At 66.2% G+C, this 20513-nt stretch carries 22 protein-coding genes and 2 tRNA genes; 16 read left to right on the top strand and 8 right to left on the bottom strand.

Annotated elements, in window-relative coordinates; genetic code table 11:
- Window positions 1–111 precede the first annotated feature (111 nt).
- Window positions 112–840, top strand: a complete 729-nt coding sequence (locus tag ABZ293_RS22545) for a maleylpyruvate isomerase family mycothiol-dependent enzyme (RefSeq protein ID WP_355183494.1) — start codon at window positions 112–114, stop codon at window positions 838–840.
- On the opposite strand, the gene ABZ293_RS22540 is transcribed toward ABZ293_RS22545, so the two are convergent.
- The 5 genes from ABZ293_RS22540 to ABZ293_RS22520 form a co-directional block, all read right to left on the bottom strand.
- Entirely contained in the window at window positions 743–1231 is a 489-nt protein-coding gene (locus ABZ293_RS22540; protein ID WP_355183493.1) for a hypothetical protein, read from the bottom strand. The genes ABZ293_RS22545 and ABZ293_RS22540 overlap by 98 nt on opposite strands.
- Window positions 1228–2361 carry a molybdopterin-dependent oxidoreductase gene (locus ABZ293_RS22535; protein ID WP_355183698.1) on the bottom strand — a complete coding sequence of 378 codons (1134 nt, stop codon included), beginning with the start codon at window positions 2359–2361 and terminating at the stop codon, window positions 1228–1230. Before ABZ293_RS22535 ends, ABZ293_RS22540 begins: the two co-directional genes overlap by 4 nt.
- A gap of 128 nt (window positions 2362–2489) precedes the next feature.
- Window positions 2490–3161, bottom strand: a complete 672-nt coding sequence (locus tag ABZ293_RS22530; RefSeq protein ID WP_355183491.1) for a class I SAM-dependent methyltransferase — start codon at window positions 3159–3161, stop codon at window positions 2490–2492.
- Window positions 3158–3853, bottom strand: a complete 696-nt coding sequence (locus ABZ293_RS22525; protein WP_355183489.1) for a DUF2064 domain-containing protein — start codon at window positions 3851–3853, stop codon at window positions 3158–3160. Before ABZ293_RS22525 ends, ABZ293_RS22530 begins: the two co-directional genes overlap by 4 nt.
- Window positions 3850–4521, bottom strand: coding sequence for a glycosyltransferase family 2 protein (locus tag ABZ293_RS22520; RefSeq protein ID WP_354955406.1), 672 nt, complete (start codon window positions 4519–4521; stop codon window positions 3850–3852). Before ABZ293_RS22520 ends, ABZ293_RS22525 begins: the two co-directional genes overlap by 4 nt.
- Window positions 4522–4655: 134 nt before the next feature.
- On the opposite strand from ABZ293_RS22520, the gene ABZ293_RS22515 reads away from it, so the two are divergent.
- Genes ABZ293_RS22515 through ABZ293_RS22505 form a run of 3 tightly spaced genes read left to right on the top strand, consistent with a single transcriptional unit; the run spans window position 4656 to window position 7704 of the window.
- Complete coding sequence (locus tag ABZ293_RS22515) at window positions 4656–5987, top strand: hypothetical protein (protein ID WP_355183696.1); 1332 nt, start codon at window positions 4656–4658, stop codon at window positions 5985–5987.
- A 3-nt stretch (window positions 5988–5990) separates the two neighbouring features.
- On the top strand, window positions 5991–6686 hold the full coding sequence (locus ABZ293_RS22510; RefSeq protein ID WP_354955408.1) for a response regulator transcription factor: 696 nt from the start codon (window positions 5991–5993) through the stop codon (window positions 6684–6686).
- Window positions 6679–7704: a HAMP domain-containing sensor histidine kinase gene (locus tag ABZ293_RS22505; RefSeq protein ID WP_355183487.1), complete on the top strand. Its 1026-nt coding sequence runs from the start codon at window positions 6679–6681 to the stop codon at window positions 7702–7704. The genes ABZ293_RS22510 and ABZ293_RS22505 overlap by 8 nt, the downstream gene beginning before the upstream one ends.
- A gap of 1 nt (window position 7705) precedes the next feature.
- Here ABZ293_RS22505 and ABZ293_RS22500 read toward each other — a convergent pair whose 3' ends face one another.
- A complete protein-coding gene (locus ABZ293_RS22500) occupies window positions 7706–8764 on the bottom strand; it encodes an NAD-dependent epimerase/dehydratase family protein (protein WP_355183485.1) in 1059 nt (352 codons plus the stop codon).
- 212 nt (window positions 8765–8976) lie between these two features.
- Window positions 8977–10050, bottom strand: coding sequence for a nitric oxide synthase oxygenase (locus ABZ293_RS22495; protein WP_355183484.1), 1074 nt, complete (start codon window positions 10048–10050; stop codon window positions 8977–8979).
- Between the two features lie 1181 nt (window positions 10051–11231).
- Here ABZ293_RS22495 and ABZ293_RS22490 point away from each other — a divergent pair.
- Window positions 11232–12293 carry an alpha/beta hydrolase family protein gene (locus ABZ293_RS22490; RefSeq protein WP_355183482.1) on the top strand — a complete coding sequence of 354 codons (1062 nt, stop codon included), beginning with the start codon at window positions 11232–11234 and terminating at the stop codon, window positions 12291–12293.
- Window positions 12294–12336: 43 nt separating this feature from the next.
- Here ABZ293_RS22490 and hisC read toward each other — a convergent pair whose 3' ends face one another.
- Window positions 12337–13419 (bottom strand): histidinol-phosphate transaminase, encoded by a 1083-nt coding sequence (gene hisC, locus ABZ293_RS22485; protein ID WP_355183480.1) that lies wholly within the window; start codon window positions 13417–13419, stop codon window positions 12337–12339.
- 96 nt (window positions 13420–13515) lie between these two features.
- Here hisC and ABZ293_RS22480 point away from each other — a divergent pair, with 96 nt between their 5' ends.
- The 11 genes from ABZ293_RS22480 to ABZ293_RS22430 all read left to right on the top strand — a co-directional run bounded on the left by ABZ293_RS22480 (window position 13516) and on the right by ABZ293_RS22430 (window position 20474).
- Window positions 13516–14256 (top strand): dienelactone hydrolase family protein, encoded by a 741-nt coding sequence (locus ABZ293_RS22480; protein ID WP_355183478.1) that lies wholly within the window; start codon window positions 13516–13518, stop codon window positions 14254–14256.
- A gap of 93 nt (window positions 14257–14349) precedes the next feature.
- A tRNA-Ser gene (locus ABZ293_RS22475) sits at window positions 14350–14439 on the top strand.
- 39 nt (window positions 14440–14478) lie between these two features.
- Window positions 14479–14554, top strand: a tRNA-Arg gene (locus tag ABZ293_RS22470).
- 858 nt (window positions 14555–15412) lie between these two features.
- Window positions 15413–15682: a WXG100 family type VII secretion target gene (locus ABZ293_RS22465; protein ID WP_355183476.1), complete on the top strand. Its 270-nt coding sequence runs from the start codon at window positions 15413–15415 to the stop codon at window positions 15680–15682.
- A gap of 48 nt (window positions 15683–15730) precedes the next feature.
- On the top strand, window positions 15731–16678 hold the full coding sequence (locus ABZ293_RS22460; RefSeq protein ID WP_355183475.1) for a tyrosine-type recombinase/integrase: 948 nt from the start codon (window positions 15731–15733) through the stop codon (window positions 16676–16678).
- The gene (locus ABZ293_RS22455; protein WP_355183473.1) at window positions 16579–17781 is read left to right on the top strand and encodes a tyrosine-type recombinase/integrase; all 1203 of its coding nucleotides are present in this window, start codon (window positions 16579–16581) and stop codon (window positions 17779–17781) included. The genes ABZ293_RS22460 and ABZ293_RS22455 overlap by 100 nt, the downstream gene beginning before the upstream one ends.
- Window positions 17774–18496 carry a hypothetical protein gene (locus ABZ293_RS22450; RefSeq protein ID WP_355183471.1) on the top strand — a complete coding sequence of 241 codons (723 nt, stop codon included), beginning with the start codon at window positions 17774–17776 and terminating at the stop codon, window positions 18494–18496. Before ABZ293_RS22455 ends, ABZ293_RS22450 begins: the two co-directional genes overlap by 8 nt.
- Before the next feature lie 66 nt (window positions 18497–18562).
- Entirely contained in the window at window positions 18563–18763 is a 201-nt protein-coding gene (locus ABZ293_RS22445; protein WP_355183469.1) for a hypothetical protein, read from the top strand.
- A gap of 406 nt (window positions 18764–19169) precedes the next feature.
- Window positions 19170–19484 carry a hypothetical protein gene (locus ABZ293_RS22440; RefSeq protein WP_355183467.1) on the top strand — a complete coding sequence of 105 codons (315 nt, stop codon included), beginning with the start codon at window positions 19170–19172 and terminating at the stop codon, window positions 19482–19484.
- Window positions 19485–19565: 81 nt separating this feature from the next.
- Window positions 19566–20219 carry a class I SAM-dependent methyltransferase gene (locus tag ABZ293_RS22435; RefSeq protein WP_355183465.1) on the top strand — a complete coding sequence of 218 codons (654 nt, stop codon included), beginning with the start codon at window positions 19566–19568 and terminating at the stop codon, window positions 20217–20219.
- Window positions 20220–20246: 27 nt separating this feature from the next.
- On the top strand, window positions 20247–20474 hold the full coding sequence (locus ABZ293_RS22430) for a hypothetical protein (protein WP_355183463.1): 228 nt from the start codon (window positions 20247–20249) through the stop codon (window positions 20472–20474).
- Window positions 20475–20513 lie beyond the last annotated feature (39 nt).

The following is a 20513-nucleotide window of genomic DNA, read 5'->3' as shown; positions in this document are numbered from 1 at the left end:
TGCCCGACTCCCGCGAGGAACCGCAGCACGATTTCGAACTGTGCGGCCCAGGTGCGGCCCGTGACGCGGTTTCTCGGGCGGGGTCGGGGGTGAATCGCTAGGGTCGGACGGGTGACCAGCGATGCTGCGGAGACCACGGTTCAGCTCGAGACCGTTGCCGAGGCCACGGCACGGCTGTTCGAAACGGTTCGTGGTCTCGAAGATGATGTGAGCGTGCCCTCGCTGCTGCCCGGTTGGAGCCGGGGGCATGTGCTGGCGCATCTGGCGCGCAATGCCGACAGTCTGGTCAATCTGTTGCTGTGGGCCCGCACCGGTATCGAAACTCCGCAGTACGCAAGCATGTTCCTTCGGGACGCGGATATCGAAGCGGGTGCGCCGCGGCCGCTCGCCGAGCAGTTGGCCGATAACGAAGCCGCGGCGAACCGCTGGCTCGCGCTGGCCCAGACCGCGCCCGCGGAGGCTTGGACGGCGACGGTGCGCACTCGGCAGGGCAGGCCCATTCCGGCGACCGAGGTCATCTGGATGCGGTTGCAGGAGGTGGAGATCCACCATGTCGACCTGGGCGCCGATTACCAACCTGCCGACTGGCCGAGCGAATTCGTCGCCCGTCTGCTGCCCCGGGCCACCGCGGATCTGACCAAAGCCAATGCCGCCGCACCCGACCCGGCACCGGCGTTCGAAGTACACACCACCGATACCGATTTCACTGCCACCATCGGCACGGGGGCCGCTGATCACACCATCACGGGCTCCGCCTCCGGTGTGCTCGCCTGGCTCCTCGGGCGATCCGACGGGGCCGATCTGAGCGGAGCGCTCCCAGTACTTCCCTCTTGGAAATGAGCCTGGGCACGGCGTGGGCCATGCCGACCAGGGACCAAACGACGAGCAGGGCGACCGCCAGGCCGAGGGCATAGTCGCGGTCCAGCACGGTCGGATTGCTCGACATGGCATTGCGACGGTCCAGCACCGGGAGGGCGATCAGCACGAGGGCCACCGAGCAGATGGCACCGCAGGCGGTGACCGCCCACCAAGTAGGTGGGAGCAGGCGGCGCGCGGTCAGTCCGAAGGCGGCGCAGACCGGGGCGAAGACCGCGTCGTGCAGCAGGATTCCGCCCGCGAACCAGATCGCGGCGGAGGTGAGATCGGTGGGCGGCAGCTCGAATAGCGCGCTGATGCCGTACCAGCCGAGCCACAGGCCGACGACGAGCAGCAGGATGCGGACCGTCGTCATGACAGCACCTCGATTTCGGACAGCCATTTGGTTTGCAGGACGCCGGGCCGGTTAGGGGCGATGAGGCGGCAGGGGTAGCCGTGATCGAGGTCGAGAGTTTCGCCATTGACGGCCAGCGCGACCAACGTGCTCGCATCGACGACATGACGTTGCGGGAGCACGGAACTGCCGTAGATACCGGTCTGCTCCAGGGAGCGGAATCGCACATCGCCGCCGGGATAGTTACCGACCGCCGCGAGCAGGTCCAGCAGGCGGACACCGGACCAGTCGGCACTCGCACTCCAGCCCTCGACGCAGGCGATCGGCAGGCTGGCCCGAGTCTGCGGCAGCGATAGCAGTTCGTCCCGGGTGAACTGGCGCTTCCGATCGCCCACCGTGACCGTCAGCCGGTACCCGGCATCGCGGGCCCGATCACCGACGCCCGCCGCCGCGGCCGATCGATTGACCGGAACCCCTTGCGGCCCATGCCCACTGCGCGGCGCGAGCACGGCGGCCCAGCGGAGGAAGGGGACAGTCTGTCCCGCAACGGCCAAACCTGCGGCAACGGCGGCGAGACCCGCACCGGTCAGCACTGCGCGCCGCGAGATATGGGGTGTGGTCTCCGGCCCTGGAGTCCCGGCGCCCGATTCGACTTCGGGGTCGGTCAGCGGGCGTTGCAGTGCGTCGCGGATAACGGGCAGTTTGACCGCCACATGCACCGCGAGTGCGCCGACGGCGATATAGGCCATGGCGTAATGCGCGGTGGGAAAGAAGAATTTCCACGGGTAGTACTGGGCGATATTGATCAGGCCGGTCGACAGTTGGAAGATCGTCGCGCCGACGAGCAGGGCGATGGAACCGCGTTCGAGCATTCGCAATGGCGAACCGATGATCGGACGCCGGAACAGCCTGGGGTACACCGCCCACAGCTTCACCAGCAGCAGCGGGATGGCCGCGACCCCGGTGATCACATGGGTGCCCTGGGTGACCCGGTACAGCCAGACGGGATGGGCGGGCCACCAGAACCAACTCGGCGGATGCTGGATCCAGTGACTCAATAGACCGGTTACGAAGCAGACCAGGATCGCGGTGCCGAGCGCGCTGCCCACCCGACTCGCGACCTCGGGGCCACGTGCGGATGTCGGGCGCATCGCTTGTGCCCCCGCACCGGTCGCAACACCAGCGTTCGCGCGAACTCGCAACGGCCGCAGCACAGTCGCGAGACGATGTGCCAGGCGGGCCAACGCACTGGTTCGGAGCATCGTGCCGCGTGTATTCGTCATGACGCCCACCGATTGCTCGTCGTATGCATCGAATGCCCGCCCCAACGCAGCCACCCGATGTACCGACCGGACACCTCCATGGCTGCCAGCACCCGAAATCCCGCCGCCGCGGCCAGGTCCTCCGCGCGATCCACACCCACGCGCGCCCACGGAAACCATTCCCCCACTCGGGTTCTCGTCTCCAGCCGAATCGGATGCGACACCACACCGGTGCCGGGGCGGGCGAATTCGACGACCGCGATGCCATCGCGGGCGAGCAGTTCACCGGCGCGGGACAGTATCCGCACCGGATCGCCACCGATGCCGATATTGCCGTCTGCCAGAATCGCGTAGGACCAGCGGCCGGACCCGGGCAGCGGTTCGAACAGATCGCGCCGCAATGCCGGTGCACCACGAAATCTGGTGGCCGCGACGGCCATCGGCGAGATGTCGACGCCGAGTGCGATGACGCCGCGCCGCAGCAGTGCCGTTACCAGCCGTCCCGGGCCGCATCCCAGGTCCACCGTCGGTCCGTCGCAGCAGCAGGTCAGCGCGGTATCGGCGCGGCTGTCGGCAGCGTCGAAACCCAGCCAGCGCCGGGTCCGCAGCCGGTGGCGTCGGCCATCGGTATCGCGCACCCAGCAGTCCTCGCCCGTCAGCGCGAGATCGAAGATATCGATGCCGCTCATCGGGATGCCAGTAGGGAGCGGTGCAGTTGCTGGACCAGCCGGGCGAACCGGCCATCGGATGCGGCGGCCACCTCCAGGGCGTCGGCGAAGGTATCGACATCGTTGTAGCGCGGCAGGGCACGCACCTGAAGATCGCAGCGCAGCATGGCATCTCGGGTGAGTTCGCCGGTCCGGTCGGTCGACATGGGCACCTCGACCAGCGTGCGAGCCGCCCGCGGCGTCGGCAGCCCGAGCGCCCACCAGCCGCCGTCCTCGGCGGGGCCGAGCAGGGCGTCACCGCGCAGGACCAGCTCGCGAGCGGCCCAGGTCAGTACGTCCGGACCGATCTGCGGTGTGTCCATGCCGATCTGCAGTACCGGCAGTCCGTGCCGCGCGGCATCGGCGTGGGCGTTGGCCAGGCGCTCGCCGAAGGATGCGCCGCGCTGTGGAATGACCTCGAAATCGGTCAATGCCCTTGCCACTTCATCGGCGTATTCGGCATCGGCGACCGCCCCGGTGAACGCGACGACGTGGTGCGCGACCGGACTGCGCGACATCGATGCCAAGGTGTCCAGCAGCGATGCCGCGGCGACCCGGGCCGCGTCGCGCGGCGAAAGCGGCGGTGTCAGCCGGGTTTTGGCGAGTCCGGGAATCGGGGCCTTGGCCAGCACGAGCAGTGTCGCGGCCACGGGCGACGGGCGGCGGTAATTCATCGCAGCACCGCCAGGAAGTCCCGGGTGGCACGCAGGGTGCCGAGCCACGATCCGGAGACCTTCGAAACACCGCCTGCCCGTGGTCGATACGCGATATCGCGCTCGACCACGCGCCAGCCCGCACCCGCCGCACCGATCAGCAGATGCAGTGGATAGCCGGAGCGGCTGTGCAGCGGGCCGAGGGAGAGCAGCGCCGTGCGGCGGGCCACCCGCATGGCACCGATATCGTGCACGGGCAGCCCGTAGCGACGGCGCAGTCGCCCGGCGATGACGAGATTGCCCAGTCGCGCATGCCACGGCCACACGCCCCGGCGCACCGGCTTACGCCGGCCGACCGCGAGATCCGCACCCGCACGCACCAAGTCGACCAGGGGCGCCAGCTCACCCGGATCCATCGATCCGTCGCCGTCCAGAAAGGCGATCAAATCCGTACCGGCGGAGGCGATTCCGGCCTGCACCGCGGCCCCGTACCCGGGCCGCGCCTCGGATACCACGGCAGCGCCGCACCGGCGCGCGACCTCGGCCGTCGCATCGGTCGAGCCATTGTCCACCACCAGCGCATGGAATCCCGCCGGAATCGCGGCGAGCACAGCTGGCAACGCTTCAGCTTCGTCTCGGCACGGGATGACCACGGTCACGCCGTCCGGGTTGTGGAAGGTCTCGGTCATGGTTTCGACGCTAAGCCAAGCAGGGCCGAATCGATGCGGCGAAACTCCTGACGAAACCGTGACATCAATGCCCGGAACCGCTCGAGCACCGCATTTTCGGGCGCTGCCGTCCTATCGTGAGGTTCGTGCATGACGTGACGGAGGCCGTGGCGCGCCCACGTGGCCGGGTACCGAGCGAACTGGTGGGCGCGGGCATCGGCGCTGCGCTTGCATTAACAGCATTCCTTATCCCGCGAATTGCCAGCGAACACTGGCGGAGCAAGCTCTACGCGGGCGCGGCCCCGCTCTTCGGCGACTGGTTGACGCACGTCGGCTGGGGTTCGGTACCGGCCATCGCCATCGCGATACTGGTCATCCGTTTCGGTCCCGCGCTGGCCGGGCGGCTGCCCTGGCGCCGCCTGCTGACCCTGTCCTGGCTGACCGCCGTGGCCTGGGCATTCGCCTTGGCCATGATCGACGGCTGGCAGCGTGGATTCGCGGGACGGCTCACCACCTCGCACGAGTATCTGCACGAGGTGCCCGGTGTCCGCGATATCCCGGGGATGCTGCGCGGCTTCTCCGGCCGCATCCTGGATTTCCAATCCGATTCGTGGACCACCCATGTGTCCGGGCATCCGCCCGGCGCACTGCTGTTCTTCGTACTGCTCGATCGCATCGGCCTGGGCGGCGGAGGCTGGGCCGGGCTGGCCTGCCTGCTCATCGGATCGAGCGCGATTGTCGCGGTCGCAGTCACGCTGCGGACGCTCGGTGCCGAAGATCGGGCCCGAAAGGCTCTGCCGTTCTTGACGATAGCGCCAGCCGCAGTATGGATCGCGGTCTCCGCCGATGCGGTGTTCGCCGGTGTGACGGCGTGGGCGGTCGCGCTGCTCGCCCTCGCGGTCGGGCAACCGCGACGCCGGTGGATCGCCGTAGCTTCCGGTGTGCTCTTCGGCCTGGGAATCTATCTCAGCTACGGCCTCGTGATCATGGCCGTACCGGCCGTCGCGGTGCTGATCGCGGGCCGAACCGCCCGACCGCTGCTGCCCGCGCTACTCGGTGCGCTGCTCGTCGTGGCGGCCTTCACCGCGGCCGGTTTCTGGTGGCTCGACGGATATCACCTGGTGGTCGAGCGCTACTACCAGGGCATCGCCGCCGAGCGTCCCTATGGGTACTGGGTGTGGGCGAACCTCGCCGCCACCGTCTGCGCGGTCGGCCTGGCCACCGCCGCCGGGCTGCCGGGCACGCTATCGCACCCGCGCAAACCACGCGATCCGACCGCGCTCTTGGTGGCGGCCGGTTTGTGCGCGATATTGGTGGCAGACCTCAGTGGCTTGAGCAAGGCGGAGACCGAGCGCATCTGGCTGCCGTTCGACATCTGGCTCATGGCCGCGACCGCGTTTCTGCCGCGGTCCACCGTCCGAGTCTGGCTATTCGTCCAAGCGCTCGGCACCCTGGTACTCGCCCACACGATCCTGACGAATTGGTAAGCCATGAGCATTCTGATCGCCGACGACGACCCATTGGTCCGTGATGTGGTGCGGCGCTATCTCGAACGTGACGGGCTGACCGTCGTGGAGACCGCGGACGGCCCATCGACCATGGCCCAACTCACCGACCCCACCGGCGACCCCGTCGAACTGGCCGTCCTCGATGTCATGATGCCCGCCCCCGACGGTATCGAGATCTGCCGCGCGGTGCGCTCGGGCCCGCGGCCGGACACTCCGATCATCCTGCTCACCGCGCTCGGCGACGAGGACGATCGGGTGCTCGGCCTGGAGGCGGGCGCCGACGACTATGTCACCAAACCGTTCAGCGCCCGCGAACTCGCGCTGCGCGTCGCCTCGGTACTGCGGCGTTCGCAGGCGATTCGGCAGCCGGGCACGGAGGTGCTGCGCGACGGTGCCGTCGAGGTGCGGCCGGATTCGCAGTCGGCGCTGGTGGACGGCGTGCCGGTGGATCTGACCGCGCGCGAATACGATCTGCTCGTCTTCCTACTGCGCCATCCACACCAGGTGTTCAGCCGCGAGGAACTGCTGGCCAAGGTGTGGGGTTGGGATTTCGGCGATTTGTCCACTGTCACTGTGCATATCAAGCGGTTGCGCGCGAAACTCGGCGACCGGCACCGGATCGAGACGGTGTGGGGTCGCGGCTACATCTGGGGCCGGAATGGAGAATCCAGTGCCTGAAGACACCGTCCAACTGATTGCCTACGCGCTGGCCTGTTCGCTCCCGATCGTCGCCCTCGGCGCGGTGATCCTGCGCGCCACCAGCAATCGTTCCATGACCACCAGCATGGCGGTGCTGGTGCTGATCCCGACCCTGTCCACGCTGGCGGGTGTCATCGGGGTCAGCGGGTTGATGTTCACCGACGAACTGGAGCGCACCGCCGTCGTACTCGCGGTGGTCGCGGCGGTCACCGTACCCGCCGCCCTGCTGCTCGGGCGGGAACAGGCCCGAAAAACTGTCTGGGAGAAGCAGATCCGCGAACAGGAACGGATGGCCGAACGCTCCCGCCGCGAACTCGTCGCCTGGGTGAGTCACGATCTGCGGACCCCGCTGGCGGGCATTCGCGCCATGGCCGAGGGGCTTGCGGACGGCGTGCTCACCGGCACCGCCGATGTGGCGCGCTATGCCGAACAGATCGTGCGCGAGACGGATCGGCTCTCGGTCATGGTCGACGATCTGTTCGAGATGTCAAAGATCAATGCGGGCGCATTGCGATTGGAACTGGAGCCGGTCGATCTGCGCGAACTGATCGATGAAGTGCTCGCCGCCAATCGCCCGAACGCCGAACGCGCCAAGGTCCTGCTGAGCGCCGAACAACCCGACTCCGAAATCGTCGTCGCGGCCAGCGACCGCGCCCTCGGCCGGGTACTGACCAACCTCGTCTCCAATGCCATTGCCCACACCCCGCCCGGCGGCCAGGTCGCGATCTCCGCTGGCACCGCCGACGGCCAGGCCTGGGCCCGGGTCGACGACACCGGACCGGGTATTGCCGAGGCCGACCTGCCGCGCATCTTCGAGGTCGCCTACCGCGGCACCGCCGCCCGCTCCCCCGTCGCCTCCGACGGCGTGTCCTCCGGCAGCGGTATGGGCCTCGCAATCGCGGCCGGACTGGTCGAAGCCCACCACGGCGATATCACCGCCGAGAACCGCGACCAGGGCTGCCGCTTCGAAGTTCGGCTGCCCCTCAGCGGAAACTGAATCACATCAGCGGCGCACCGGCCCCGGCGACCGCGCGCAACGGTGCGAAGGCGAATTCGGCCAGGCCGTCGAGCGGATCCACCTGCGCGGTGAACCCCAGAATGCGTTGCGCCTGTTCGGGACTGGCGACAATATGGCGCACATCGCCGGGCCGGTAGCGTCCGGTGATCTCCGGTTCCGGCCCGCCGCGAGCCGCGGCGAGAGTAGTGGCGACCGCGCCGATGGTGATCGGCCGTCCGGAGGCGATATTGAGCGGCAGGAACCCGGTGTGCGGATATTCGACCGCCGCGAGATTCGCTGCCGCGATATCGCTGACATGGACGAAATCCCGTGCCTGCCTGCCATCTTCGAATACCTGCGGCGGTTTTCCCGACTCCAGTGCGGATCGGAATATCGCCGCGACACCGGAATACGGTGTATCCCTCGGCATATCGGGGCCGTAGACATTGTGATAGCGCAGCGCGGTCACTCCGGAATCGGTCACCGCGGCCCACGCGGCCGCATAGTGCTCCTGCGCCACCTTCGCCGCCGCGTAAAGACTGCGCGGGCGCAGCGGCGCGTTCTCGGGCACCGCCGCCCAACTCAGCACCGCATCCGAATCCGGATCCCGATGCTCGTACATCCCCTTCTCGAGATCCCCACGCCTGCGCACTCCGACCTCGACCGCCCCGGGCCGCACGCCGCGATACCGTCCCTCCCCATAGACCACCATCGACGAAGCCAGCACCAACCGCCGACATCCGGCCCGATCCATCGCCGCCAGCAGGACCGCCGTCCCGAGGTCGTTATGGCTCGCATAGGCGGGCGCATCCTGCGCACTGACCCCGGCCCCGACCACCGCCGCCTGATGACACACCACATCAACCCCGCGCAATACCGAATCCAACGCATCGGGATCACGCACATCGAGCACCCGCACGTGCTCCGGCGCTCGGGCGCCGACCCCATGTGCGGCCGGCAGCATCATGTCGACGGCGACCACTTCATGCCCCGCATCGGCCAACTCCCGATGCACTCGCGCCCCGATGAACCCGGCGGCCCCGGTCAAAAGCACCCGCATATCAACGCCACCTCGAGCACAGCCGCAATTCCCGGCCCAAACCACGGTTTTCCAAGGTCATGAACCGATTCTGCTGCCAGACCCGCAGCTTTTCGCGCAACCGGGCCGCCACGTCAGACTTTCGTCACGATCGTCCGGCCACCGGAAATCGTCCGTGCAGCGCCGCGCCGCTTCAAATGCCGCGAGAAAGCACTGCCGCTGGCAAACGAAGATCAGATTCCGTCCTCGCCGTCGAAATCCCGCCGCACGAAGTTGGGCCGCAGATCCGGTTCGGGTTCGTCGTAATAGCGGTGGAAGGTCGGGGTCAGACCGGATGAGATCGGCGGATTGACCCAGCTCCAGTCCGTCGGACATTTCCGGCCCGCGGCCTGCTCGCGGTTGACGTGGTCGCAGAACTGTTTGGCAACGGTGTGATGGTCGACGATGTACACCCCCGACTTCCGAAAGCTGTGCAACACCGCACGATTCAGTTCCACCAGTGCCCGGTCGCGCCACAGTGAGCGTTCGGTCCTGGTGTCCAGGCACATCATTTCGGCGATGAGCGGCAGCATGTTGTAGCGGGTGGTGTCGCTGAGGTTGCGTGCGCCGATCTCGGCGCCCATATACCAGCCATTGAATGGCGCGAACGGATAGGTGATGCCGCCGACCTCCAGGTTCATATTCGAAACCGCGGGCAGTGCATGCCATTTCAGGCCGAGTCCGGCGAACCAGTCGAATTCGGGATGTTCCAACTCGACCTCACGGGCCAACTCGGGCGGGACATCGAACCAGCGGATCGGCTCGTCCGGGGTGCTGATCAGCACCGGCAGGACGTCGAAGGGGGTGCCTGCGCCGCGCCAGCCGAGTTTCACGGCGAGTTCGGTGATCGCGATATTGGCGGCATCGCCGGTCACCGTGCCGTCACCATTGCGGTATCCGGCGTAGCGGATGAGTTGTGAGCTGACAATGCGGAATTCACGGCCGTCGGCCTGGCGCGGTGGTCCGACGGTGATCATCGATTGGATGGCGCCGCCATTGGTCGCCATATGCAAGTGCTGCCAGCAGACCTCGGCGAGGTCGCGGGCCGAGCGCACCCGCCGTGCGTCCAGCAATTTCAGTGATCGCCAATGTTTTCGCCCGACGCAGCGGGCGTGGTTGCGCCACGCGAGCTTGGCGCCGATGAGGATCTCCTCGGCGGTCTGCACGTAGCTGCCGGTTTGTTGGAGCTGTTCCAACGCGGTGCGGCGGCGTTGCGGGGACAGGTGCGCGAGTTCGGGTAATCGGAAGAACTCATCGCACTCCCGCATCCGCCTTTTCAGATCTAGGCCGAAAGGCTTTGTGTCAGCGGTGCGTTCGAGCGACACGACAGGTAACGCTTGGTTCACGGTATTTCTCCGGTCGGACATCAGGTACTGCGGCAACACAGACAGGCATTGATCGAGCAGAGAATTTCGCGCGCGGAGCGCAGTCGACACCGGGCCGGACGGGCGGTCCACGAGTTAGCCCCGACATTGCGGGACCTCCGAAAGCCAAGGGCCGATCATGTATCGGCGTCGAGCAGGCTATCGGGTTGCCGTCCGCGCACACAGCAGCATGACCTGCCTGCTGATGTTTGCTGTCAACGATCATGCTCGTCCCCATCGACACCCGAAAAGGCCCGTGTAGAAGGGTAGGACCGGTGTGCTGGCCGTGTGCCTGAATTCGACGTATTGCCTGTTCGGAATCTGCCGACACAGGGAGCCGTCTACCGATCCAGCCAAACCCGACCGACCTGTATGTTGCTGCCGCAGTATGGCTATTCGATCGGTTCGCCCAACAGCGAGGTCGGCTGCTGCCCAGCCTGGTCGGTATGGCGGCGGCCAGGCTGGCACTTCATGCCATCGGCTGCGGGACGCTGCTGTTGTTCGCGGTGCCGGGCCGGCACGGCGTGCAGGATGCACCGGCGTGAGCGCCGAGTTCGGTATGCCGGGGCTGTCCGGTTCACGCTCGAGTTGCGCCGCATCGAAGTCGCCGTGGTGCATCCGGCGGACGACTCGCCGAATGGCCAGCAGGGATGTCGGATTCAGCAGGCGGACAACGATCGAAAAGGCGCCGGATCAACTTTCAGGTGGTGTCTTCGATCGCGGCAATGCGGTCGGCGTCAAAGGCGTGGCGCCGGTGGCGTGCAGCCACCGACGCACGCGCGCCCGCGCCAGGCGATCGGCCCGGGGCGGGCACACGGCCTAGATCAGCGGATCCCATGAATTCTGGGGCGAGTCCGGGATCTTCGTCGAGAATTCAGATCCGAGTGATCCCAGTTACATTGCCGCCGGGCTGTTCCTGGCGGCCTGGGCGATCGCGGCAAGGCGGTAGCGGTTCACGAGAGCGGAACGCCGCTGGCAGCGTGACCTCGCCGCACAGTAGCCCACAGCGGTGACCCGAATCACATATTCACTGGTGATTCCATCGCTGGGAGGCTCGCCTTCGCATCTCTGGCAGGATGGTCGGCATGCTGTCTCGGCGCGAGGTGCGGCGTTGGGTCTCCAGCGCAATCGTGAGTGTCGCACTGATTTCCGGTGCGGCCGTGTTCGGGGCGCCGTACGGACTAGCCGCTCCCGATGGCCCCCGGCCCAATACCGGATCGGCGGACGGTCCGGATCCCGCAGCGCCGACCATCCCCAATGTGCCGCCGCCCTCGATCGATCACATCGTGCCCATCAACGACCGGTGGCTGCGGGTGTGGGTGAACTCGCCCGCGATGCGCCGCGCCGTCGAGGTGCAGGTGCTGCTCCCGCGCGATCAGACGCATCCGCGGCCCACCGTGTACATGCTCGACGGGCGCAGCGCCGAGGCGGAGAGCAATAACTGGACCACACTCGGACACGCCGACCGATTCTTCGAGGACAAAGACGTCAATGTGGTGCTGACGGTCGGCGGCCCGGCCAGTTTCTATACCGACTGGAAGCGCCCGGATCCGGTGCTCGGCACCAATATGTGGGAGACCTTCCTGACGCGCGAACTCCCGCCGCTCATCGACGCGAAGTTCAACGGCAACGGAAACAATGCCGTCATGGGCGTTTCGATGGGCGCCGAGGCCGCGATGATGCTGGCCATCCGGCAGCCGAAGCTGTACACGGCGGTGGCCGGGCACAGTGGCTGCTTCTCCATGGGCACCGATCTCGGACAGGCGCAGGCCCGCGCGGTGGTGGCGACCTATGGCGGCACGCCGGACAATATGTTCGGCGATCAACACGATCCCGCCTGGCTCGACCACGACGTACTGCTGCACGCGGAAGCGTTGCGCGGCAAGGCGATCTATCTGTCGGTCGGCAGCGGACTGCCCGGCCGATACGACACCCTGGACAACCCGGATGTGGTCAGCACCGTCGGTTTCGGCGGTCCGCTCGAGGCCGCCACCAATCTCTGCACCCGCAGGCTGACCGATCGGCTCACCGCACTCGGGATTCCGGTGACCGCCACCTTCCGAGCGACCGGAACCCACTCGTGGCCGTACTGGGCCGACGAACTGGGCCAGTCGTGGCCGACGATCGCGCGGGCGCTGGGCGCCTGAGGCGAGCTGGGCATCTGAGGCGTTCGGGTTCGAAGCGTCCCGGCTAGCCGATTCCGAAGCGCGCCAACACATCCGGATCGGTCGCGAACCGCAGGAACTGCTCGTTCTCGTGCGCGTCACCGGTGGTCACCCGCACGCCGTCGGTGGCATACGGCCGCACCAGCACCCCCGCCTCCGCGCTCGCCTCGCCGTATTCGGCGCTGCGCGCACCCAGCGGCAGCCACAGGAAGTTCGATTCGCTGGGCGGCACCGCATAGCCCGCCGCGAGCAGCGCATCGCGCACCCGATCGCGTTCGATGACGAGACTGTCGGTGCGATCGAGCAGTTCGTGCCGCGCCTCCAGGGATGCGATCGCGGCGGCCTGCGCGACCCGGTTCACACTGAACGGGATGTGCACCTTCATCAGCGCCGTGATCACGGCCGGATCGCCGACCGCATAGCCCGCGCGCAGTCCGGCCAGACCGTAGGCCTTGGAGAAGGTCCGCAGCACAACGACATTGGGCCGATTACGACCGAGCTCCACGCCATTCGCAAACCGCTCGGGGGCGAGCCGCATGTACTCGAAATACGCCTCGTCCAACACGATCAGCACATGCTCCGGAATCGCGTCCAGGAAGCGCACCAGCTCGGCCTCGCCGACCGCGGTGCCGGTCGGGTTGTTCGGATTGCAGACGAAGATCAGCTTGGTGCGCTCGGTGACCGCGGCGGCCATCGCATCCAGATCGTGCACATGCTCCGGGGTGAGCGGCACCCGCACGGCGGTCGCATTGCCGACCTGGGTGACGATCGGATACGCCTCGAACGAGCGCCAGGCGAAGAGCACCTCGTCGGTCGGCGCGGCACAGGTGATCTGCACCAACTCCTGGCACAGCGCGACGCTGCCGCAGCCGACCGCGACGTTCGCCGAAGAGACGCCGAGAAAGTCGGCAATGGCCGCGCGCAGTTCGGTGACCTGATTATCCGGATAGCGGTTCGCCAGTTCGGCGGCCTCGGCAATGGCCTTCGCGGCGGCCGGCAGCGGACCGAAGGTGGTCTCGTTGCTGGCGAGCTTGACCGCGCCTGGATGGTTGCGGCCGGGGACGTACGCCGGGATCGAATCGAGGTCCGGCCGGATATGCGCTGTCACGCTTCAACCATATGCCGGGTACGGGAAATTCTGGGCGTCAGGGCCGCTCACGTGCAATTTCTCGCGAAGATCAGCAGATCCACCTACCCTGGTTCCATGTCGGGCATTTACGACGATATTGCGCCGCTACGTAGTCGCGACGACATCATTTCCGGTGCGGAAGCACAACCATCGACCGAAGACCAGCGCCGGACCGCCGACACCCAGGTGCCCATCACGGTGGCCGAGCCGGAGGGCAACGCGCGCGGTGGCATCGTGGTGCTGCACGAGTCGCGGGAGTTCACCGGGCCATTGCTGGACCTCATGAAAACCCTGGCGACCGAGGGCTGGACCGTGGTCGCGCCCAATCTGTTCCATCGTGCGAACGGCGAACCCGCGCACGAGGTATTCGGCGACGACCTGTTCGACGATTTCGACGCCTGTTTCGACTGGCTCACCCGCCGCGGCGTCTTCCCGGACTGCATCGGCGTGCTCGGCTTCGACCATGCGGGCACCGCGGCATTCCTGGTCGCAACCAACCGTCCCGTCGGCGCCGCGGTCAGCGTCGCCGCCCCCGGCATCATGGAGCCGCTCACCGATGAAGCCGACGCCCTCATCCGCGCGGCCCCGAACCTACAGGCGCCCTGGCTCGGCCTCTTCGGCGCCGACGATCCGGACACCCCGCCCCAGCAGATCGACCAACTCCGCGATGCCGCCGCCCACGCCGCGGTCGCCAGCCTGGTCGTGACCTACCCCGGCCTGTACCGCCGCGCCGACCGATCCGGCGGCGACGAAGACTACGACCTCACCGATTCCCAGACCCGGATCTTCGACTGGTTCGATAGCAATCTTCGGTGATTACCTGGCGTTTTGCGATCTGGACGTCGGCTACTGTAACCTTCCTGTTCGGCGGTTCGGAAAGGAACCGGTGCCCTCGAAGAGAAGGCTCCAGGAGGCGTGCCAGAGCGGCCGAATGGGACTCACTGCTAATGAGTTGTCCCTTCACGGGGACCGGAGGTTCAAATCCTCTCGCCTCCGCCACACCCCGGTTCGCCGGGTTATATAACTGAACACAGGCATGCGCCCGTAGCTCAACGGATAGAGCATCTGACTACGGATCAGAAGGTTAGGGGTTCGAATCCCTTCGGGCGCACCATATTTACCAGGTCAAGACCTTTTTTGAGGTCGGGTTAGTCCGCAACATCGGACCGTCACCAAAGAAACACCAAGAATTCGGCACCAGAAATATCCGTCACCTGGCTGTGCCTAGTCCCAGCTCCAGCACGGCCGATGAGTCCGGTGCCTGCTCCGGCGAGACGATGTAATGCCGCTCCGTGACGCCCTCACGAGAATGCCCCAACTGCTTCGCGGCCGTTTTCGAACCCGACGCCTCCGCGATCAGCGTTGCGACTGTCTTCCGGAATGTGTACTGAGTTACATCCTTGTACAGAGTGCCTCGTGCGTCCCGCCATGTCCGATTGAAGTTGTGCGGATCGCGGAGCACTCCGCCCCGGCCGGGAAAAACGAGCGGAACCTTGTCCTCAACCTCCACCACAGTGTCGGCGGGCAGCGGGCGACAGGCTACGACGAGGCGGGCCGGGCGTGCGATCTCGACCTCCTCCAAGCTGGTGACCGCGTGCGGCCAGACCAGGAACCTGATCGTTGCGGGAGCCTACAACCACCATCGCCGATACGGGTGCGAACGTGGCCGATCAACAGCCGCCCACCTCACCCAGCTGTCGACGGAGCTCTGCCAGCCAGAAACGACGCACTCGGCGGCCGGGGCTGAGAAGAGAGTGCGTCCGGCGGACCAAGTCGCACCCAGCCGGTTCGATGCTCAGACGACCTCGACTACGGCCAGCGAACGCCGACCGCGGCGCAGAAGTATCCACCGGCCGTGCAGCAGATCCGCGACGTCGACGGTGCCGGGTCATCGGATTGAACCGGGCCACCCTTCATCGCTTGCTCTGCGTCATATAGTTCAGGGGCGAGCTGCACGACGGAGGGAGGCGGGATGTCCGGGGAGCTCCAGGTCGAGGTGGATCGGCTACGCGAGGCGGCACGATTTACCTTGGGTAAGGCCCAGGCGATCCGAGACGAGCTGAAGAAGCTGGACGACACGATCGGCAAGGAACTGCTCGCCGATGGATGGCAAGGCAAAGCCGCCAGCGCTTATGACGAGTCCTGGCTCGAATGGAAGCACGGTGCCGAGACGGTCATCGCCGCGCTGGAGGAATCCTCGGCAAACCTCGTTGAAAGCCGCGAACCAGTACCAGGCGCGTGACACGACCAATCAGGATGCGATCACCGGACTACAGGGATTGGATCTGCCGTGACCGGTGATGATTACCGCGTCGACCTCGAACAGCTCGACGCCGCGATCGATACGATGGACAAGTTCGGGCGCACCGTTGAGGGCTGGTTGGGTGAAGTCGACCGGCAAACAACCTGTCGGTCCCTGACCTGGGCATCATTCGAAACCCTTCGCTTGTCAGGGATCAGGATCGAGGAACTGGTCGAACTCACCCAGCTGAGCATCCGGCAATACCGTCGGCCGGACGGTGAGGTCATCCCGCTGCTGGTCATCGCGCCTTCCAAGTCCGACAGGGAACGAGTGATACCCATGTCGGCCGAGCTCTTTCACGTTGCCGCCCAGATCATTCGACGCCTCACTCGTGACGGGCAGAGCATCGCGCTGCTTCCTCGATATGACGACCACGAGAAGGTATGGAGCGAGCCGATGCCCTACCTGTTTCAAAGGCGAAACGGCGCCAACCGCATAGTCCTGAGTCGCGGCGGGGTTCTCAATTGGCTAATCGACACCTGCAAAGAACTCTCAGCGCTCAACCCCGCTTTCAACGAGATCCATTTCACGCCAAACGATTTGCGGCGTCTCTTCGCCACGGATCTCGCCAACAGCGGGCTTCCGATTCGCATCGGCGCAGCCCTGCTCGGCCATCTCAACCTCGAGACCTTCCGCGGTTACGTGGCGGTATTCGATGAGGATGTCGTCAAGCACTACCAGGCTCACCTCGAGAACAGGCGGCGGACGCGACCTGCCGACGAATATCGTGAACCGACAGCTGAGGAATGGGACGACTTCCAAGAACACCCTGTTGACTGCACCAGGTCAGGATTCAGTGGCCGGGCTGGATGCCTGGTCTGGTGGAGGGATGTGGTGTGGTCGAGGACATGCGGCGGGAACTGGCCGAAGGGCGGCGATCGGTCCCGGCAGTGGGAGCTGTGGTCAAGGGCGATACGTCGGACCTGCCGTTCGTAGTCGTGAACGGCGACGGCGAGGGGCTGGAGCCGGTCGCCGGGTACTTGCGTGATCTCATGCTGGGCGACGCGAGCCCATTGACGTGCCGCAGCTATGCGTTCGACCTGTTGCGGTGGCACCGGTTGTTGTGGTTCCTGGGGGTCGAATGGGACCGGGCGACCGAGGCCGACGTCGCGACCCTGGTGGCGTGGCTGCGGGCGGCCCGGAATCCGCAGCGGCTGCGCAGTCGGCCGGGCTCGCCACCAGCAGGGGCGGTGAACCTGAAGACCGGAAAGCCGTCCCTTCGTGCTGGTTACGCGCCAACGACGATTAATCACGTTTTGACTGTGGCGCATAGCTTTTACGCGTTCCATGGCCGCTTCGGCACGGGGCCGGTGGTTAATCCGGTACCGGTCTCCGCGCAGCGCCGCGAGGTGCTGGCCCACCGCAGTCCGTCGGAGCCGGTCCCGGTCGTGCGCCGGGCACGGCTGCGGCAACGAGTGCCCCAGCAGAATCCGAGGGCGATCTCTGATGCGCTGTGGGACGAGTTGTTCGCCGCGATGGGTTGCGACCGCGACCGGGCGCTGCTGGAGTCCTACGTCAGCTCGGGCGCGCGGGCCAGCGAACTACTGGGCGTGACGCTGGACGACATCGACTGGGCCGGTCAGTTGATCTACGTCGTGTCCAAAGGCAGCAGACTGCGCCAGCCGGTGCCCGCATCGCCGGACGCTTTCCGCTACCTGGGCCGCTATCTGGCCGCCGACGGACTACCGGCCCCGGGCACACCTGTGTGGCGGACCCGGCGCGGCGATCCCCGCCCGCTGACCTACTGGGCGATGCGGCGTGTGCTGCAACGCGCCAACGACAAACTGGGCACCAACCACACACTCCACGACGCCAGGCACACCGCTGCCACCAGGATGGCCGCGGACGAGCGGCTGACGCTGGCCGAGGTCCAGACGATCATGCGGCACGCGCACCTGGACACCACAGGGCATTACCTCACTGTCCGGATCGAGGACATGCACGACAAACTCCACGAGCACTACACCAAACCGCGGCCTCAGCGGTCCTACCCCGCCGGATACGACCCGGCCGACATCGACGCGGTGTTCGGTGGCTGAGCCCGGCACGATGCTGCTGAGCAACAATTCCTCGGTCCCGCCCACCCGCTTCGCCGGGCTACGCGGCGGGCCAGCGAAGCCGGTCGCATCTGCGATGCCGCGCGGCGACCTCACCGCCGCTGGTTCGGAGCAGATCCAGCAGGTCGTGCGGGACGTCTGGCCTGGCGGGCCCGACGCGGTCCGACGGCGAGCCCGTGGCGCGCGGTTCATGCTCGAACACCTGGCTGGCTTCCCCGGATCGGACTGGCAACAGCGCTGGGAGGCCAGCGGTCTGAATGAGCGAGGACGTCCGGTCACTGCGGTGAGAGGCAAGCAGGCCGAGCGCGACGAGATCTGCGTGGGCACCGCTTGTCTGTTCAGCCTCCGGGTGATTCGGCCGTCACTACAGGCATTTCGCTCGACCAGGTTCCTCCGCTACGGCGATCGGTTCCTCACCGCCCAGCACGACCCGCTGCTGGAGAAGTTCTGGAAGTGCGTGCAGGACAACGCAGTACATCCGCTACACCACGGCTCGGCACTATTCGACACCGCGGCGGCACTCGATGAGATCGAGGAGGACCTGCTGGCCCGCCGCGCACGCGCGGCACACGAGAACTGGCTCGGTGAGCTCGAGGGAATCGACCTCACGCTCTCCTTCCTCCGACAGAAGCGAGAAGAGACCAAGCGCCTTGCTCGCATCGCGCCGGTCGAACTTGGCCTGCCGTCTCTCCGCTGACGGCCACCGAGTTTCCCGGCGCCGACGGTGGCCTTGACAGGTGCAGAGAAGCCTGCACGCTGCCCGATGCTGCACGTCGATCCGAAGATGGTGATCCGCCTCGATGAGATCGAGGAAGACCTCCTGCTCCGACGCCAGCGCGTCGAAACCGAAGGCCTCGACCTGACCCTGTCGTTCCCTCGTTCGAAACGCCAGGAGGCAAACCGCCTGGGACAACTAACTATTCAGCTTGAAACCCCCACGCTCAGCACACGGGAGGCTCAGTGACCATCTACCCGACGATCCACCAAGGCTGGAAGCGTCAGTTCGACAAGTGTCCCGGCGGCACTGCGGTAAGAGGCGTCGAGACCGGCGGCAACAGCTGGACCGGTTTGACCGGCTCGTACCTGAACCAAACCACCAGCATCGCGATCACGATCGCCGCGGCCGCCACAGTCCCGGCAACGACCCATCGAGCAATCGTCAACCGGCTCGCACGCACTCGCCGTGGCGTCGACTCAGTGTCGATGATCATGCCCCTCCTGCCTCAAGCCCTCAGGGATCAGATCGCCACCCACGCAGCATTCATTACAGACCTCGGCCCCCGTCGAACGAAAGCTCGATGCCTGGGCATCTCGGCACCACCTACGGCGAGCCCGCTTGCACGGTGCAGAGAAACTTCGAGAAGCGGAAGGTGTCAGTCGGGATCTGCGCGCGAGCATTTTCCACGCCGTGCATTCATGAGCACGCATGTGTCCGTTGTTCGCTCCTGAGACCGGACCCGGCCCAACGAGCCAGGCTCGAAGAGATCCGCGACAACCTCGAAGCCCGGATCATCGAGGCCAAACGCGAGGGCTGGCTCGGCGAAGTCGAGGGCCTGCAGGTCAGCTACAGCGGCGTCAACGACAAACTCGCCCAGATCGACACCACCCTCCGCCGGACGACGGCAGCAACCGAACTCGGTATCCCCGGATTCAATGCCGTGTCCGGAAGATCTTCTGTCCCATAGGAATTAGCTCAGGTGTTCCCCAATCCAGTCGCCGCCACATCCGTCAGTGGCAATCGGTGATCACGGACTACCCTGCCGGTGGTGAGCGCAGACGACGACTGGTTGACCGATACCCGAACCTCCTACGACACGGTTGCGGTGAGCTATGCCGATCAGGTGCGCGATGCCCTGGCTGATCAGCCATACCTTCGTGCAGCTCTGGCATTGTTCGCGGACAGCGTGCGAGCCACTGGCGGTGGGCTCGTAGCTGATCTCGGGTGCGGCCCCGGACACGTTACCGCCCACCTGCACGAGCTGGGTGTTGATGTCTTCGGTGTCGATCTCTCCCCTGGGATGATCGAGTTAGCCCGGCGCGACCACCCCGGCCTGCGGTTCGAGGTGGGGTCGATGACAGAATTGGACTTCCCGGCAACCTCCATGGCCGGCCTGCTGGCTTGGCAGTCGTTGATCCACATCCCCGACGACGAGGTCCCGGCTGTGCTGCAGCACTTTCATCGAGTCCTGCGTCCCGGCGGACCTCTGCAATTACTGTTCCACGTCGGCACCGAGTCGCAGGTGAAGACCCAAGGCTATGGCGGTCATCCGATGAATGTCCGTGTCCACCGTCGGCAGCCGGATCTCGTGACTACCTGGCTGCGTGATGCCGGATTCAAGGTCGAGGCTCACATGCTGCTCGCCCCGGAGGAGAAGGCTTCGCAAGCAATACTTTTCGCACGTCGCCAGCCCTACCAGTAGTTCAGAGAAGCCTGCATACGATGCCCGATGCTCAACATCAATCCGAAGATGTTGCCGCGGCTGGCCGAGATCGAAGCCGACCTGGTTGGGCGGCGAGCACGCGCCACTGAAGAATCCTGGCTCGGTGAGATCGAAGGGATCGACCTGACATTGACGTTCTCGCGACAAAAGCGCTCGGAGACAGAACGATTGGCGCGGCTGGCACCAGCCGGACCAGTGCTGATCACGCTGGCTCCACCGCCCAGAGCTGGCTAGGGGGACGGCCGCGCGGGTCGGGCACAGGTGTGTCCGACC

It is taken from the genome of Nocardia sp. NPDC005998 (assembly GCF_040614395.1).
Taxonomy (GTDB): Bacteria; Actinomycetota; Actinomycetes; order Mycobacteriales; family Mycobacteriaceae; genus Nocardia.
Note: the sequence above shows the minus strand (reverse complement) of the source record. Positions and strands in the feature narration are given on the sequence as shown.

Bases quoted from the DNA above. Each gene is read 5' to 3' on its own strand.
- ABZ293_RS22540 (WP_355183493.1), bottom strand. From the start codon at position 1,231: ATGACGACGGTCCGCATCCTGCTGCTCGTCGTCGGCCTGTGGCTCGGC.
- ABZ293_RS22535 (WP_355183698.1), bottom strand. From the start codon at position 2,361: ATGCGCCCGACATCCGCACGTGGCCCCGAGGTCGCGAGTCGGGTGGGC.
- ABZ293_RS22530 (WP_355183491.1), bottom strand. From the start codon at position 3,161: ATGAGCGGCATCGATATCTTCGATCTCGCGCTGACGGGCGAGGACTGC.
- ABZ293_RS22525 (WP_355183489.1), bottom strand. From the start codon at position 3,853: ATGAATTACCGCCGCCCGTCGCCCGTGGCCGCGACACTGCTCGTGCTG.
- ABZ293_RS22520 (WP_354955406.1), bottom strand. From the start codon at position 4,521: ATGACCGAGACCTTCCACAACCCGGACGGCGTGACCGTGGTCATCCCG.
- ABZ293_RS22510 (WP_354955408.1), top strand. From the start codon at position 5,991: ATGAGCATTCTGATCGCCGACGACGACCCATTGGTCCGTGATGTGGTG.
- ABZ293_RS22500 (WP_355183485.1), bottom strand. From the start codon at position 8,764: ATGCGGGTGCTTTTGACCGGGGCCGCCGGGTTCATCGGGGCGCGAGTG.
- ABZ293_RS22495 (WP_355183484.1), bottom strand. From the start codon at position 10,050: ATGCGGGAGTGCGATGAGTTCTTCCGATTACCCGAACTCGCGCACCTG.
- ABZ293_RS22490 (WP_355183482.1), top strand. From the start codon at position 11,232: ATGCTGTCTCGGCGCGAGGTGCGGCGTTGGGTCTCCAGCGCAATCGTG.
- ABZ293_RS22480 (WP_355183478.1), top strand. From the start codon at position 13,516: ATGTCGGGCATTTACGACGATATTGCGCCGCTACGTAGTCGCGACGAC.
- ABZ293_RS22465 (WP_355183476.1), top strand. From the start codon at position 15,413: ATGTCCGGGGAGCTCCAGGTCGAGGTGGATCGGCTACGCGAGGCGGCA.
- ABZ293_RS22445 (WP_355183469.1), top strand. From the start codon at position 18,563: ATGCTGCACGTCGATCCGAAGATGGTGATCCGCCTCGATGAGATCGAG.
- ABZ293_RS22430 (WP_355183463.1), top strand. From the start codon at position 20,247: ATGCTCAACATCAATCCGAAGATGTTGCCGCGGCTGGCCGAGATCGAA.